The organism is Bacillus sp. 05T21 (assembly GCF_056396785.1).
Genome location: NZ_JBFTMD010000042.1, coordinates 15753 through 33098, shown reverse-complemented (window position 1 = coordinate 33098; position 17346 = coordinate 15753). Strand labels below are relative to the sequence as shown.

The window sequence follows — 17346 nt, the reverse complement described above, 5'->3', positions numbered from 1 at the left end:
TCCTCCTTTACTTCGTAATATCGTTTAGTTGTTTAGTAGCATTCCAGTAGGATTGTATTCCTGTTTTAGCCGCTTCTTCTGAAGGGAAATTTGCTACCACCCATAAATATATTTTCCCTTCATAGTCAAATATATTGTGCTCTATAAAGTGTGCTATCTCGTTTGCTTTCAATTCCCGATGTAATAGAAAATTATCACCATCTTTTTCAATCAAATAATTTGATGGTTTTATAACTGCATTTTCAAATCCCTTAACTGGCGCTTCTATTAATTCCATTGTAATTTCCCCTTTACTTTTTCATATTTTTAGAACCTTCTTACATGACCAGAAAAGACTTTTTGCCAATACGGATTATTTAAATCTTCAATGGAAACACCTTTATTTGTTTGGCATCCAATGAATGTGTTTTTATCAATCACAATTCCAACGTGTCCGTCATGCTTGTAGGTATCAAAGAAAATAACATCACCCGGTTTCATATCATTTGCTGATACTTTTGTACCGATTTTATTTAATGTCTCCGTACTTACAGCTCCTATCGGACTGGTATACATCCCTACTTGTTCGAATGCCCAGCGTACAAAACTACTACAATCAAAAATCCCTCTTGCAATGTCATTTGTGTTACGTCCTCCACCAAATACATATGTAGAACGCCCTATCCATTGACGACCTACATCGGCAACTTTTGAACCGCTACTTCCTCCACTTCCTGGATTTCCTCCACCACCAGAAACGACAGAACCCGGTTGATAATATTTCAAAACCGCATCGACGTACAGGTAGAGTAAGCACCCAACGCCTTGCTACATTACTGTAGTAGGTTTTCAAGTGCTCCTCCCCGAACCGGACTTACATCTCTCAATGTATCCGGCTCTCCATCTGTCTCCTGCTAGACTTCTCCTTTGTGCCTTTTAACGTGGCACTCTTTACATAACGCTATGGTTTTACGATTCCTTGAAACCATACGTTTCTCTAGATAGGACTTGTTCGGCTTATTTTTAATGTCTTTTAATCTTTTTACGTGATGCATATGAATTGTTGTATTCGTTTTCCCACACAATTCACATTGTTCTGCTTTGATTCGATCAGAGAGTTTCGTTTCACTTAACACATATTTTGTATCTGGAATTAAATCTAAGTTCGCTTCTTTTGACTGTTTCTCTCGTGGAAAACTACGTTCCATAAAATGGGTTTGCTTTTCTCCTCGAGATGTTTTATATGTGACAGTAAATCGTCTATTTTTCTCATAACGTTTTCGAATCTCTTTTGTTTTAACTCTATACTTAGATGCAAATGTTTTTAGCATAGAGTAGTACATGAAGTAGGCAAAACGATGCATATGATTGCTCACGTTTTCTGCTAGCCGATAATAGTTATACAATCCTCTTATTTCACTGTTATATTGAGTGACAATCTCTAAATCTTCATTATGAATGAAGTATCCTCTTTCTTTGGGCATCCAAGTGCCATCGGCACTCATTTTGATAGCTTGGTATTTCTTCAATTTGTTGACCCAAGCCTCATGAGGCATTTTTAATTGAACTTTTCCATTAAGGTATCTACATACTCTCCCAATCGCATCTTTTCGAGGTGCACTTCCTCTAAAAATACGAATGTTGTAACCGAGAAATCCTGCATATTTTTCAGAAGCATGGGTAATAAGTGTTTTCTCTGGCGACAATTCCAATTGAAGTGTCTTCATTAGATACTCAGTCAATGTTTCCTTAATATATCTTGCATCGTCCTTTGAACCAATTACACCAATTAGAAAGTCATCAGCGTATCTAACATAAGTAAGACGCTTATAAGTTGAATCCATTGGATTACTATATGGAATTGTCTGTAATTCTTTCTTTAACGCTTTAGCTTGTTCTAAATGTTGTTGTGCTTCTTCCTTTTGTTCTTTTTCTAGTGCATTTTTATACTTCCGAATCATGCTTCTCATTTGAGTATATTTCCGTTGATATTCAGGATTGTTCTTTCGTTTTTTACCTTGATTGAATTGTTGTATATAGTTCATCATGTATTGGTCTAACTCATTCAAGTAGATATTAGAAAGAAGTGGACTGATAATACCACCTTGCGGAGCACCGCTAAAGGTATTATGAAATTTCCATTCTTCCAAGTATCCAGCACGCAGAAATTTCCATATCAGTTCAATAAATGCCTCATCTTCAATACGTTTTCTTAAAATGCCAATCAAAGTATGATGATTGATGTTATCAAAAAAACCTTTAATATCCCCTTCAATAAACCAATTGCTACCAGTAAACGTTCTTTGGATTTCTTGAAGTGCTGTGTGACAGCTTCTTCCTTTTCGATAAGCATGTGATGATATGGCGAACGTTGGTTCATATATTGCTTCCAATATCATTCTCACAACTTCTTGCACCAATTTATCCGCAAAACTAGGTATACCCAATGGTCTTTTCTTTCCGTTTTTCTTTGGGATATATACTCTTTTTGATGGGAACGGTTGATATGTCCGTTGCTTAAGGGCTTCTATCAGCTCTTCAATAACTTCTATTGAAAATCCATCAATAGAACGTTTATCTACACCCATCGTGAGTGCTCCATCATTTTTACTCAGATTGTCATATGCAGTGAAATAAAACTCTGGATTGTACAAATTTCGATAGAGTCTTCGGAATTTATGCTCTTCCTTCTGACCCTGTCTTTGCAGGTTGCTTAACACTACTTTTGGACTTTGCATGATGCCTTTCGCACCTCCCCAATTTCATTTTTAAGCGGACAGACTGCCTTCCTTCGCCATGTGCTAGGCTTTCCCCAGCTCGGACTACTATGAAGGCTCCGTTACCTTATTAGATATTCATGAGCCACACTTCTTGGCAGAGCCTTGAAGTCATCCCCAATAGCCTTCCGGCTTTCCAACTTAGGTAATCCCCGTTTAGAAGACAAGAGACTTGCACATATGGTTTCGGATGCGACTTTCACACGTTTCCACGTATAGTGGAGGATGGTAAATGTCCCTATGCATAGCGACGACACAATTATCGCTATGTCATCTACCACATTCCGTATATAACCATCTTCCGAAATGAGTTACGGTAGCCTTCCTTGTGCTATCGTTCAAGCAGTTTAGCTTTCATCCTTATCCATACTTCACATCTTGCCGTTCAGTCGTGATTCGATGATTAATCAACTTACGGCTTTCTTGACATGCTATTGTCCCTTTTCAGTTTCCTTTCAAGGTTAGTCAAGTGATGCCAGGTCGTTTAGGGAAGACCTAATGGTTTGCAATCACCATGTTCTCTTGCTCCCTCTACGGGCGCACGATATCGCCATAACACGCTTGATACGGTACGGCTTCTGGTCTAAGACAATGATACATACCCGTGTGGGCTACCTTTTTGTATTGCTCCTGTGAGAATTTTATCGCTAATTCCTTTGTATATTTACCACCATTTGAGTTAACAAAATCAAAAAATCCTGTTCCGAAGTTGTACGCTTGGAGGGCTGTTTTGATATGATCCATGTCACCAGGACTCGTTACACCAGCTCTTTCTATCGCATGTTTAAACTCCTGTACACCAGCCCATATGCTGTAATCGGGATCAGTAATACAGTTTGGTGATTTACAATATTTCGTATTAAATGCACCCTCTGATGATTGCATCGGATCACTACCTCGGCCTCCGCTTTCCTGCATCATTTGTGCAAGCATTAAAGCGACAAACGGTTCCACGCCAAAGGCTTTCGCATGCTTCCGAATCGTAGGTTCCCATTTCAAAACTTCGGGCGAAACGTTCATGACTTGCCCTTCACCTGTATACGTAATATCACCAGTGTCTGTTCCACTCTCTCCGCCCATTGCCGCAATAAAAATACTCATAACTCCAAGTAAGAGAAAAGAAAAAAGACCCATCACAATTAGTGCTAAAGTGATGAGCCATTTCTTTGGTATAATCTTTAAAACTAGATGCATGGTATTAAGCACCTCCTCCGAATAACATCAATTCTTCGTCCGTTACCTCTACATGGAAGTGAATGTTTTTTACAGCCCCAATACTTAAGATGACATCCCCTGTTGGCAAATGCGGAATCGCTGCAATTTCACTTTCACTTAACTGTCCTGCAAATACTTTTCGTAACATATCTAAACTGTTATTATCTTGCTGCATGATAAATTTGTACTGTGTAAGTTCAAATAGCTTTTTAATTTCATCAATCATTTCTTGTGAAGATCCTTCCGGTACAAAATCTCGAATCGTGTGACTTGCATATAAAAGCCCTGCAAAATATTTTCGATCTTCTCGGCTAAATTTAGTTAAAAATTGTAAAGCATGAGCGCTTTCTTTTTTCGTGTTTATTATATGATGCGCCTCGTCAATAATAATGAAATAACGAATTACATCTTCAAAAGCAAGTTGTTGTTTAGTATATGCCTCTAATTGTGGCGCACCATTGGATATCATTTCATCCCATATTAAATTAAAAACATTAAAAATTTGCGCTTGGAATACTTCCGGTTTAAAATTTGAAATGTTTCGTAAGGAAAACGATACAACTTGTTCTTTTTTAAAGTTTTCAATAGTGGAATGACCATCAAATAATTGTGCATATGCTTCTACTAAATTTACAAGATTTAATTCAATCAACTCTAGACGATGTTTTCTGCTTTCTCCTAAATTCTCATGGTGTTTTCTATTTTCTACATTCTCATATAATTCATCACGAACAAAAGATAAAAAGTTTGAGAAAATGGGATACTCATTTGGTTTTCTTGTTGTAATTTCATTTTTCGCTCCTTTTTCATCATTCCATAATCCCATTCGAATATATAATTTACGAAGCAAATTTTCATATTCTTTAATTTCATCATCTTTTGCTTCTGGCGCAATGAATCGATAAAAAATTGTCAGTTTAGATAGATGTTGAGTGAAACTAACTTCTTCAAGTTCTGCTGTCTTATATACTTGAAGTGGGTTAATTTGACCTTGCGAACCATCTAATGCAATTGTTTTCCCGTTCAGATCACGTACTGTTTCCTCGAATTCACCTACAATGTCAAAAATACGAATAAAATGACCTTTACTTGCATAGTCTACTGATTTCTTTTTTAGTAATGTTGATTTTCCAGCACCAGGCTTATAGTGATAGGTAAGGTTTTGACGTTATCTCCACCTTTTCCCCCACTTCACACCGTACGTGAGACTTTCACCTCATACGGCGTTCCATCTAATTCAATTGACCAACTTTTGTATTGAAGAAAAGATAGGATTTCGACGCGCTGATATTCTTAGCTTGTCAAACATCACTTTCTTCTCTTCAATAATGTCGTACTTATTTAAGATTGATTTCGCCTTATCTGAATCATCGCTATGAATTGCTAAGTGTATGTCTTCAAGTACAATTACTAAATTCTCATAATTGTCCTGTCCCCCAAATTCCAACGGAATTTTATGGTGACAGTGCCAACCTACTAATCCAACTTCTTGTTTCGTAATGGCACATTTTCCATACTGTGCAATAAACTTTGCAATTCTGTTATCGTTGTATTCTACCGTTCGATGCTTCATATAAAAGCGTTGTACATGTCGGAGTATCTCCCTATCTACGGCTTTTAAAGTATCATGTATTTTCTCTCTACCTTCTTTTGTATAATTTGAGATAGACTGAGTAAAATTTTTAGCCGGTTTGTGCTTCTGCGCATGGATAGGTAGTAATACGATGTCTTTGATTTTGTACAATTTAGGATTGTATCTTTTATATCTTTTCCTTAAGACAGTCGACATGTCGCTCTTAGTGGCTTTTTTCCAATCTCGCCTCAGTCGATTATAGAGTGTTCTTATGAGATGGCAACTCATGTGATCTAAGTCGTGATTAATATGTGTGGCGGCCGAATAATAATTTTGTATCCCCATTACAGTCGTGTTAAATCGCCATACTGATTCTGGTGTCTGTACTCTGCTTATATCTTTAACAGCCTTTTTCAGCTTGCTATACGCATGTTTTCTGGATTTCACACACATTCTGCTATGAGCCACATGTTTGTTTCCTTTCTTATTTGCCTTAACTGTAAAGCCTAAAAAGTGACTCGCTTTTTTCCTCAAATTTATAATCTTTGATTTTTCAAGGCTAATATCCAGATGTAGGCGTGTTCTCAGAAAGTCTTTTGTTGCTTCAAACATTTTTAAAGCCGTTACATAATCACGACATAATATTTTTGCATCGTCTGCATATCGAATTAAGAAACATTCCTTTAATTTGCTTTTCTTTAGCGCTCGATACTTGTCACTATTTCCTTTATATGGATGTGAGGTTTTTATCGTTTCCCATTGGTTACTTACCCACCAATCTAATTCGTTGAGTACGATATTAGATAGAAGCGGACTTAGTATGCCTCCTTGCGGAGTACCTTTTTGAGGAACCCCCTCATTTACAATTTCTGCTTTCAGCAGTCTTGAAATGATAGAAAGTAATTTCTTATCTCGTATACCTATCGTCCACAATTGCTTTAGAAGTTTTCCATGATGTACATTATCGAAGAAACCTTTAATGTCTATGTCGACACAATAGTGAAACCCGTTTCCTTTTCTATTCACTAAAGATTTCATTCTCGCTAGTGCATGATGTGTACTTCGGTTAGGGCGAAAACCGTAACTATGGTTATGAAATTTCGCTTCACATATTGGTTCCAATATTTGCAATACACATTGCTGAAATAATCTGTCCCATATAGTTGGTATCCCTAATGGTCTACGATTTCCATTTGGTTTTGGTATAAATACGCGTCTTACAGATTGTGGTTCATACCAACCGAACATCATTTTTACTTTTTCTATCACTTCATCCGTTGAAAGCATTTTAATATCGTTAATTGTCATTCCATCTGTTCCAGCTGTCAGACTTCCCATATTTCTTTTTATATTTCGATATGCTAAACGTATGTTTTCATCCATCTTCATAAGCTCTATTAATTTATAAAAGTTGTTACCGTTTTGACTTTGCTGATACAAGTCATCAAGTGTAGACTGCATATCATAATATTCAGCGTGTCTAAGCTTTTCAGTTTTCTTTATAAGTCGGCTCTCCTTTCAGAGTTTACCTTTTTTAGTCTCACAAGAACCTTATAATTCGACTGCGTAGCTTTTTGAAACGGTTGGTCAATCTTTCATCAGACTAATGGCTATCCCTCTGCAATGTTTCCATTGCTTCACTGGTACTATGCCATTACTCTCACCACCATAAATGAAGGTTATACGTTTGCTAATCTCACCAACGCCTTCCCTTCAAACACTTCCTCGAAGATAAGTTCTCCATGTTGGTGGCTTTCCACGTTCCATTATTTCTATCTGTACATAACACTTTTAGGGTTCTCCTTTAGGCCCGCTGACTTGATGTCGCCTATAACGACATATGGACTTTCATAACAACTATTTTTACTCATCCACATCAGCACCACGCTCGTGGCACACACATTTCTATGTGTTATCGTTCTAGACCCGTACATTCGGAGATTCGTCAGAAGGCTTATCTTCTGTATGCTGCATGTCGGAGTATCAGAGGAAGCCCTTCAAGGCGTTACCCTATCATTTGACTTCTCGAAATAATAGTTCTGCTGATTATTGAATCAGCGCCTAACCTTTTCAGTTAGGAACGTGTCACACAGTTATAAGACTCTAATGTTTCCATGATTTCTTTTACTTGTTTTTCTAGCTCATCTAAAGTTCTAGCGGAAACATAGATACGCAAATGAATACGTTTCATGACCTCACCTTGTTTCAAATCCGTATAAAGAGCTTCCAGCTCTAAAAATTCATTTTTTGCATCAATCCGATCTATATTATCCTTTGCTGTATCATGCCGAACACTTTGTTCACTCATGGATTTATTAATAGATTCAACGACTTCTTTTCGATCATCACTCATTACATCTAATGTCGTAATCACATTCGGCATATTCATAATTTGCTCTAACCAAAAATCATTTACTTCTGTTGGATAATCAAAAACATGGATACAAGTAGAAAATCCATCACCTGTTTGAACATAACTTTCTTTAAAACTTACGCCTCCTTGTGGCTGAACTCTAGCCACTAAATAAGGGTTGTAACCTTTCTTCTTTTTTAGTTCTTCTTGTTTTTCCTTTTTTGATTTTTTACTTTTGAAAGCAAACATATTGTTTCCTCCTTACTACCATATATTTTTCGTTCCCAATTTTGCATTTTGATTAAACAATTTAAACATAAGCTCTAGCTTTTTCTCTTCATCCACCTCTAATAGTTCGGTAGAGCGTTTGATATATCGCTTTGCTGCATCCACACGTTCTTTTACGATTAATTCCGTTTCTCCATAAATAAATAAGAAGGCTTCCCGATTTGTTCTTCCCCATTCTAAAAACTGAAGTTCTTTTAACTTCTGATTTAAAATTCGTTCATACAAAGGACTGGTACACTCTTTAATTTTCTTCTCTATATATCGTTGCTGTTCAGTAGTTTGACATGGGAAGTTTAAAAAAACGAGTTTAATGGACTGTTTGTAGGCTTGATAAAAATACGCATGTGAGAAAATAACAAATGCTTGTTCATCGCTATTCTTAGAGAACATATCGTCACCTTCAACTTGAAGAATTTCTAAAAACTCCTCATTTTTCAGCTCAAATATGCCATCCTCCGTCATATCTACGATTTGCATAATTTCCGCAATACTTTTCTTTACCTTTGGTGGTGCTTCTTTCTTTTTTCTAGATAAAAAACCTAAAAGTTTTGGATTTTTCTTTTTCGAAACATCTTTCTTTGGCTTTTCTTTCTTCTGTTTTTTTACGTTTCTTTCTACCTTTGTTTTTTCTTCTTCTTTCTTTTTGTTGGGTACCACCTTAACAATTTCTTTTGGTTCAGAAAGTGATTCTTTTACATTTTTTTCGTTAAATCGAAATGCTTTTTTCTTCGGTCTTTCTAGTTGTTTTGGCTCTTGTTTCTCTACATCTTTTTCGCTGAATAACGCCATATGTGATCCCTCCCTTATTGATCGTTATCAATGGCACAATATGCGCCTTTTCTTCTTAGCAATGTAATAATCAACACTTCATACATTCGTTTTTGAGGATTCGTACTTGGTCGCCAAATCATGATAATTGCAATAGCTGCCATGAAAATAACAAATGGTAATTGAAAGGAATCATGTACGAAGTTCCTAAGAATCATCGTTACAACTAATAAGCCAATTAATAAAAAGAAATCTATTAAATAAAGCACTTTATTAATCCGTAATTCTGTACTGATTTCCTTCGGAATCCGATAGCTTCTCATCGGGATTCCCTCCTTTTCGACAATAAAAAATAAGCGTACGATTACGCTTATTTTTTATCTGTATTATTTTTATTTTTGTTTACAATATCTCTCCAACTTTTACCCGTGTTTTGCCCCATCTGATAAAAACGCTTTGTATTCTGTACCGTTTCAGAATTATGAATGCGCTCTTGTACTCCTCTTACCTTTTGTTTCACGGATGTTGTTGTATTTTTAACTTTATCAGTTGTATATTGTCCTAATGTCCGTGTTTCCTGACTTCTACTTGCTGCCACTTCTTTATCACTTTCATAAGGAATAATCGGGCTACTTCCGCTTGGCACTGATCTTGACGTTTCCATTGGTGCCGGGCTACTTCCACTTGGCACTGATCTTGATGTTTCCACTGGTGCCGGACTACTTCCACTTGATACTGGTCTTGATGTTTCCATTGGTGCCGGGCTACTTCCGCTTGGTACTGGTCTTGATGTTTCYACTGGTGCCGGGCTACTTCCRCTTGGTACTGGTCTTGATGTTTCCATTGGTGCCGGGCTACTTCCACTTGATACTGGCCTTGATGTTTCCACTGGTGCCGGGCTACTTCCACTTGGTACTGGTCTTGATGTTTCCATTGGTGCCGGGCTACTTCCACYTGGTRCTGGTCTTGATGTTTCCATTGGTGCCGGGCTTCCTCCACTTGATACTGGTCTTGATGTTTGATTTCCTTCACTTACTCCTTGTCTTACTGTTCCTGATGTTGGACTTCCTTCACTTGTTCCTTGTCTTACTGTTCCCGGTGTTTGACTTCCTTCACTTGCTCCTTGTCTTACTGTTCCTGGTGTTTGACTTCCTTCACTTGTTCCTTGTCTTACTGTTCCTGGTGTTTGACTTCCTTCACTTGCTCCTTGTCTTACTGTTCCTGGTGTTTGACTTCCTTCACTTGCTCCTTGCCTTACCGCTCCGGCTGTTGGATTTCCTTCACTTGCTCCTTGCCTTACCGCTCCGGCTGTTGGATTTCCTTCACTTGTTCCTTGTCTTACTGTTCCCGGTGTTTGGCTTCCTTCACTCGCTCCTTGTCTCACTGTTCCTGGCGTTTGGCTTCCTTCACTTGCTCCTTGCTTTACTCCTCCTACCGCTGGGTTTCCTTCACTTGTTCCACTTACTTTTCCAGCTTCCTTCATTTCATCTTGAAGACTTGTTGTTCCAGATTCTTGCCCACTTGCTACCTCTGGTTTTTCATTCCCTTCTTTTTTCATATCTTCTTGAATAGATGGAGTACCACCGTTCTTTTTATCTTCTTGATTATTTAAGTTACCTTTTTCTTTTTCTTTATTTGCTACATCATTGCCTTGTGGTTTTTTTTGACCTGCTTTTTTCATTTGATCTTGCAAAGACTCTTTATTTCCGGATTCATTCCCTTTTTTTAAGCCACTTATGATACCTGCCATACCCCCAGCTGCATTTGCGGTTTTTGTTGCTGCAACACCAGCCCCTTTTGCTGCACCTTTTGCTCCTATTCCAATCATATTTCCTAGACCTTTCATTGGTTTTGAATTTGCAAGAGCGCCAATTCCTTTACCCAGTGCGAAACCACCTGCTAACATGCCCCAACTGCTCTTTAATCCAATATCTATTCCAAATAGCCTTTCTACGACTGCCGGGCCATCTAAAACTGCCATACTAAATGCCGCTAATGCAATTAGGTACGGTACACCATTTAATTTGTCATGAAGAAACGCCGTTCCCATTATATATAGCTTCAAAGATAGGAATATCATAATCGTTGCTATAAATATATTGAGGATATTCGATAACACCGCTTTTAATTTTTGACCATTTGCAACATCGGCTGGTGCTAATATGTTTGCTAACAAGTAGTTAAATGCCAATTCATAAAATAATCTAGCTAATTTAATACTCACCAATAACAACGTTGCACCTGTTATCAGTAAAGTAAAGAATATATTCCAAAAGTTCCAATGCCAGCGATAATACTTTTCGGGAAAGAAATCAAACCAACCATCTTTCAATTCTGCTAGAGATGCGACTCCCATCCCATCCATCACTCTTTTATTTTTCAATAAATTTTGTCCATCATCTGATAACTTTTTATCTTTAGCAAACTCAAAATCCGAATCTATTTTTTCTGTAATATCTATCTGTCTAATGTTTTTTTCTGGAATATGATTTTTGGGATTCATATCCTCTTTCTTTTTCCATCCATTTTGATCTATCACTGCAATATCGGTTACATTCTTCTTAATAATTTCATCACTCAAAGAGCCTTTTTGTTCTGATTTTACAACTGCTATGGCATCATCGGTGAACTTATCAACCTTTGTCATACCAGTACTTAATAAACAAAGTACACTCAGTGTTACGAAAATATTGATGATAATTTGAGAACGGTTCATTTGTTTGTTCATAATGAACATGTAGCCAATATATAAAAACGATATGGCTAAAAGAACAACAAACAATGGATATAACATATCAACAAAATTTTGTATTTCCGGTGAATTAAAAAATCCTTTAATCCCCAATATGGCATCTGTCACACCTTCTAAAGCATCTACAACTAAAGATAAGCCTACAATTAGGAACCATCCTAGCCAACGCAATACATAATTCACGATGTCTCCTACTTGAAGATAATCCGAGAATGTTTCTAAAACCTTTAAAATCTCTTCATCTTTCACGATTTACCCTCCTCTCATGCTTGCTATTGCCCTAATACTTCTTTTGCTGTCCAATTCACCCTTTCATTTAGTCTGTCGATTCGAATAATTAATTTACCTTTTTGTTCTCGATCTACTGAAAGGAAAAGAACCGCATCTTCTAGACCAAGAATGACCTCATTTTCTTCTGTTACAAACGGCGAGTAACTATCTAAAATCAATTGCATTTTATCTGTTATTGTCGGCATCTCCATTCTCGCTTCCTCCTTTATTTCTGGATTCAAAAAGGCACTCAATTATTTGAGTGCCTTTCTAACTCGTTACGTGTTCCTTTTCCTCTAAATCACGTAAAATTCGATTAATCTTATTTTCAACTGCTTGATATACACCTTTGTCGATATGGTCATTGTGAGCCAACATTTGAAATTCACTGTAAAACTCGCCCATTTCCTGATTTTCAACCTCATCTATTCCCTTACCTAACTGTGCTATAAAGAACTTATCAACTAGTTTCAAAACCGCTAAATCAGATTCAAAAAACTCAATAACCGTTTTCGTCTTCCAATTTTCAATGGAGAGTGGATTAAATGGACTGTCTTCTTGTTGGAATGACTCTTCCGGAATGTCTTCATCAATTCCCATCATTTTAGGTTCTTCTGTTGGCTTCTGTGGCTCTACTGGTGAAGAGGTTTCCTGTTCTGGCTCAGGTGGTTCTTTCTTGGTTTGTTCCGCCTTTCTTTCTCCTAGGAAATCTACAATGAGTTTTTTAGGATCTACATCATCATGTAGGGAGTCAATATCTATATCTAAAATAGATTTATCTGTATCGAACTCTCCCCCTAGGTATTCCCATCTGTATTTTAAGGCTGTTTCTTCCGTATTATAAATTGGCCGTGGTCTGATACGTGTTCGATTATTATCTTGACGTTTTATTACACGAATAACAGTAGTTTCTCCTTCTTTAAGACTCATAAGTTCATTTGGTGTTAAAAGTGGTCGTTGATCTAGACTTTCGGTTTTGTTTTTATCTGTAGAGAGACCTTTTCCACTTCGGGAAAGTGTGTTAATTGTCTTGTTCCCAAGCTTCTTCGATACTCTTTCGGCTGTCTGTTGGTCGTTTGTTAATATATAAATTGTATTCCCACAGTTGCCATCAATGGTATCTGCATCATCTCCATATTTGTTTTTTAATTGTGAATATGCTTGAATAATGAGATTAAAACGGATATTTCTTCCCAAGCAAACCGTTGCTAACGTTGCCATTCCTTCTATACTCGGCATGTTGTAGGGTAAGAACCCGGCGCCTTAAGACCTCTCGGTCTTAGGTTTCCGAGAACTCCCCCCCGAACCGTACGTACCCCTCTCAAGGTATACGGCTCTCCGTCTCTTCAGTCTAGCTTCCCGTTATGCAGGTCACGATGACACTTTCGACAAAGTATCATTGTTTTACGGTTCCTTGCTATCATCTGTCTTTCCCATTTCTTTTTCCCTTTAAGGTTCTTTAACTTTCGAACATGATGAACTTCCATTGAGCCTTCTTCAGCCTTACACCATTCACATTGATTAGCCATCAACCTTTGAATAAGCGATGTTCGGGATTGGTAGGATACTTCCGAAGGAAGTTTTTCTATATCCTTTTTAGTTATAGGAGCTTTATTCCTACGAAATCCCTTATCATAAAGCACTTCCGTTTTCTTGCCGGACTTTGTCTTATAACTGACTTGGAATATTCCATTCACCATAAATTTTTGTTTAGCTTTGCCTAAGGTAGTACGGTACTTATTTGCTAAGGTTTTATACATAGAGTATTCCAGGAGATACTTATAACTGTTTAAATGGCACACATTCACCGCCAGTTGATAATATTGATAGGTTCCACGTATTTGAGCGTTATAGTTCCTTAAAATCTCAAGAGGCACTAATTTAATTAACTCTGGACGGTGAATTGGTTTCCATTGACCTGTCTTTTGGTTGACTTTTATTGCCCCTTTTTTAAATAGGCGACTATAGACAAGATCAGCAGGCATATATAGTTCACACTTTAACGAGAATGCTCTTGTTTTTATTCCATCGCTTCGCCGTTTGGAGTGGAAATCTCGTCCAACTTTAACGTCGTAACCTAAAAATCGAGCCTTATTTCTTGTGTTTGTTATAAGTGTTTTCTCCTCAGATAATGTTAGCTTAAGTTCAGATTTCAAGAAATTAGCGATGTCTTTCTTTGTTCTATTCGCATCTTCCTTACTCCCAATAACTCCAATTAGAAAGTCATCGGCGTATCTCACATATTGAATTCGTTTATAATTCTCATCCATTGGATACCGTTGAGGAGTGTGTTCTCTTTTAGCTAATAACTCACGTATCTTATTGGTCAACTCTTTTTCCCGTACTTCATCTTTTTCTTTAGCTTCCCTTAGTTTTTTCTTAGCCCTACTTATCTGATGTTGTATTTTAGAATAAACTGGATTTGTCCTTTTAGTCTTCCCTACATCAAAAGTTGACTTATAACGATTCATAAAATTATCTAATTCATTTAAATAAATATTTGCTAATAAGGGGCTAAGGATACCACCTTGTGGTGTACCACTAAACGTCTTATGGAACTTCCAGTCTTCTAAGTAACCGGCTCTAAGAAACTTCCATATAAGCGCAATAAATTGTTCATCATCTATCCTTTTCCTTAGAGTATAGATAAGGATATGATGATTAATATTGTCAAAAAAGCCTTCAATATCACCTTCGATGAACCATCTACTCCCAGTAAACGTGCCTTTAACCTGTATTAGAGCTGTATGGCAGCTCTTTTCAGGGCGGAGCCCATGAGAAAACTTACTAAAAGTTGGTTCATAGATAGATTCTAGTAGGGTTTTTATGACTTCTTGGACTAACTTATCTTCTACGGAAGGTATGCCTAACGGACGCTTTTTTCCATTTTTCTTTGGAATATAAACTCTTCTTACTGGTTTTGGCTGATAAGAATAATCTCGCAATTTATCAATTAATCCTGAGATTCTTCTCTTAGACATTCCGTCAATGGTCTTTCCATCTGTTCCAGCAGTCATATTTCCTTCGCTAGCGTATATGTTTTGATAAGCTTCAAGGAAAAATAATGGATTGTACAGATTTCGATATAATTTCTTGTATTTGTACCCTGCTTTCTTACTGTGAGATGCTAGATTTTCTAATACGATTTTTGGGCTTCGCAAGAGCCTCACGCCCCTTCCCAATTTAATATTAGTCGAAAAGACTGTTCTCCTTCGCCTTGTACGAGGCTTTCCCTCGCTCTGACTACTACGAGAACTCCGTTGCCATATTGGATTTTCATGAGCCACATACCTTGCTTTTTACACTTGGTATCATCCTCAATAGCCTCCTTACGAGGCACTCCAAGTTAGGCAATCCCCATTTAGTACATATAGAGACTAGACTAATTATGATGTCGGATGCCACTTTCGTCCGTTACTTGTTATTCAAGTTAGTCAGTCTTTGGTCTGCCATACGTAACACGTATGTTCAATGGAAACTTCGGCAATATTTCCATTCTTAGACTGCGAAGCGTTTCAATGACCCTTCACTTCGGGCGACGATACTCCACTTTGGACTATGGTTCAAGCAGTTTAGCCTTCATCCTTATTCATAACATTTTTACCTTACCCCTCAGTCGTACCTAGGTCATTTGGGTAACTTAGGGCTTTCCTTGCATGCTCTGGTCCCCTCCGGGTTTCCCCTTCTAGGTAAGCAAGGTGGTAAATGGGTTAAGCACAGACTCCCATCTCTTGTCTAAGGAGATTCTCTACATGCCCGTATGGGCGCACGCCAAACTCATCCAAAATAAATACTACTTCACGATGACACCCATTACCACGAGCAAGGGATGCACCCTTGGCTAATATGAAGTAGAGCTGTCTTACGAAAATAGAAGCAATGACATGATTTGAAGAATCATAGTCAGGTGTAATCATAAAAATTGCAACTGGTTTATCGAAATAATCCATTGTTGTTACCTGGATATCTTCATTTTCTTCTACTACTTTAAACTCTGTATGACCCGTCTTTTCATCTATTTTCGTAATAGAGATAGATGTTTTCTTTTTATCATTTCCCTTTTCATTCAATTGGATTGTATCCCCGACTTTTACTACTTGCTTATAATCCAATGCAAAACGTCCTGTGATATCTGCTTTGATAGACTCCATTGATCCATCCGGAAAGACAATTTCTACTCGTTTTCTAGATGTTACTTTTCCTTTTATCGTTTTTCCAAACCCTACACATTTTAAATCCACACTGTTTTTCGAAGTCATTTTTGCAATTTCATCGAACGTAAAGATAGAGAGTCCGTTCATTGTTTGGGTGAAAATTCCGCCCCGTGTCGTTCCTTTCGAGAAGTTTGAGGTTGCATATTGCATTTTCGCAACACTATCTGCTGGCAACCCTTCAAAGTATAAATCTAATGCATTTTGTGGATCTGCTTTTGGATCTACGATTACCTCTTTTGATCCAAGTTCTGATAACATATTTGCTACTGCATACATTGTGATTTTTTCTTCTGTTCCTTCTGCAATACATTTATCCGTAACTGCTAATATCATGGCATTACATAAGCTCATAGCGCACTGTTGCCAAAAAGGATCTTTGACCGTTGGGTTGTAATACAAGGTGTGAGAAAGTGTTTTACATAATGATTGCGCTGTTGAATAGTCTCCATCTTTATAAGCATCTTTGACCAGTTGCAATAAGTTATAACTCATAGAATCAAGTGGGTTTAACAAGTTCAAAACTTCAATGTGATACCCTCGTTCTTCCAGCGTTTCTTTCGATGCACTGAATAACTCACCCTTAGGATCGTTAAAAATTAAAGATGGTTTATGTTCCGCTCTAGAATAGACATCAATTGTAGGAAATACAAAGGTTTCCCCTTTACCAGAGCGAGTTGTACCAATGATTAAATTGTTTACAGGGCTATCATCAATGAATACTTTGTCACCTAGTCGAGAGATAACAACACCACCGCCACCTTTAAATGATTTCTCTCGATCTGGTACGGCTCGATATTGCTTTTTCAACTCTTCAACTGTTGTAAAGCGACTAGATCCTTTCTCATGATTATTTAAATTTTTAAAGGAAGATTTCAGTTTGTATACTGTTCTTACTATAGTTCCAATCACTACAAGGAAAACAAACAAGTAGTAAATCGGATGTTCTGCAATTGGCATCCGAAAAAGAAATCCTACCTCCATATGAAATGGTTTTGGGTGTAATAAATCACTAAATGTTGTTTCTATCAGCTCTAAAGATAAGCTGAGTAAAAAATTAGCGATTAAAAACATTCCAACAAATAAAAAAGTACTCAATGGAATGAGTACTTTTTTTTCAGCTAACTTATATTTAATTGAGATTTTATCCTTATACATGG

At 37.3% G+C, this 17346-nt stretch carries 8 protein-coding genes and 6 pseudogenes; all 14 read right to left on the bottom strand.

What is annotated here, in order from left to right; translation table 11 throughout:
- Positions 1-7: 7 nt before the first annotated feature.
- Complete coding sequence (locus tag AC1DKZ_RS30765) at positions 8-277, bottom strand: hypothetical protein (protein WP_476997792.1); 270 nt, start codon at positions 275-277, stop codon at positions 8-10.
- Between the two features lie 29 nt (positions 278-306).
- Positions 307-783: pseudogene (locus tag AC1DKZ_RS30760) on the bottom strand (C40 family peptidase); the annotation flags it as partial.
- 110 nt (positions 784-893) lie between these two features.
- Entirely contained in the window at positions 894-2717 is a 1824-nt protein-coding gene (locus tag AC1DKZ_RS30755; protein ID WP_159146896.1) for a reverse transcriptase/maturase family protein, read from the bottom strand.
- A 579-nt stretch (positions 2718-3296) separates the two neighbouring features.
- A pseudogene (locus AC1DKZ_RS30750) lies at positions 3297-3950 on the bottom strand (lysozyme family protein); the annotation flags it as partial.
- Positions 3951-3954: 4 nt separating this feature from the next.
- Positions 3955-5115, bottom strand: a pseudogene (locus AC1DKZ_RS30745) (VirB4 family type IV secretion system protein); the annotation flags it as partial.
- 93 nt (positions 5116-5208) lie between these two features.
- Positions 5209-7005 carry a group II intron reverse transcriptase/maturase gene (ltrA, locus tag AC1DKZ_RS30740; protein ID WP_476997791.1) on the bottom strand — a complete coding sequence of 599 codons (1797 nt, stop codon included), beginning with the start codon at positions 7003-7005 and terminating at the stop codon, positions 5209-5211.
- 631 nt (positions 7006-7636) lie between these two features.
- Positions 7637-8146 (bottom strand): annotated as a pseudogene (locus AC1DKZ_RS30735) (VirB4 family type IV secretion system protein); the annotation flags it as partial.
- 15 nt (positions 8147-8161) lie between these two features.
- Positions 8162-8974, bottom strand: a complete 813-nt coding sequence (locus tag AC1DKZ_RS30730; RefSeq protein ID WP_476997790.1) for a hypothetical protein — start codon at positions 8972-8974, stop codon at positions 8162-8164.
- Between the two features lie 14 nt (positions 8975-8988).
- A complete protein-coding gene (locus AC1DKZ_RS30725) occupies positions 8989-9276 on the bottom strand; it encodes a DUF5592 family protein (RefSeq protein WP_002130425.1) in 288 nt (95 codons plus the stop codon).
- Between the two features lie 47 nt (positions 9277-9323).
- Positions 9324-11954: a pLS20_p028 family conjugation system transmembrane protein gene (locus tag AC1DKZ_RS30720; RefSeq protein ID WP_476997788.1), complete on the bottom strand. Its 2631-nt coding sequence runs from the start codon at positions 11952-11954 to the stop codon at positions 9324-9326.
- Positions 11955-11977: 23 nt separating this feature from the next.
- Positions 11978-12187: a hypothetical protein gene (locus AC1DKZ_RS30715; RefSeq protein WP_002187856.1), complete on the bottom strand. Its 210-nt coding sequence runs from the start codon at positions 12185-12187 to the stop codon at positions 11978-11980.
- Between the two features lie 58 nt (positions 12188-12245).
- Positions 12246-13217, bottom strand: a pseudogene (locus AC1DKZ_RS30710) (TraG/TraD/VirD4 family protein); the annotation flags it as partial.
- 104 nt (positions 13218-13321) lie between these two features.
- Positions 13322-15136, bottom strand: a complete 1815-nt coding sequence (locus tag AC1DKZ_RS30705) for a reverse transcriptase/maturase family protein (protein WP_476997787.1) — start codon at positions 15134-15136, stop codon at positions 13322-13324.
- A 600-nt stretch (positions 15137-15736) separates the two neighbouring features.
- A pseudogene (locus AC1DKZ_RS30700) lies at positions 15737-17344 on the bottom strand (VirD4-like conjugal transfer protein, CD1115 family); the annotation flags it as partial.
- Positions 17345-17346: the final 2 nt, after the last annotated feature.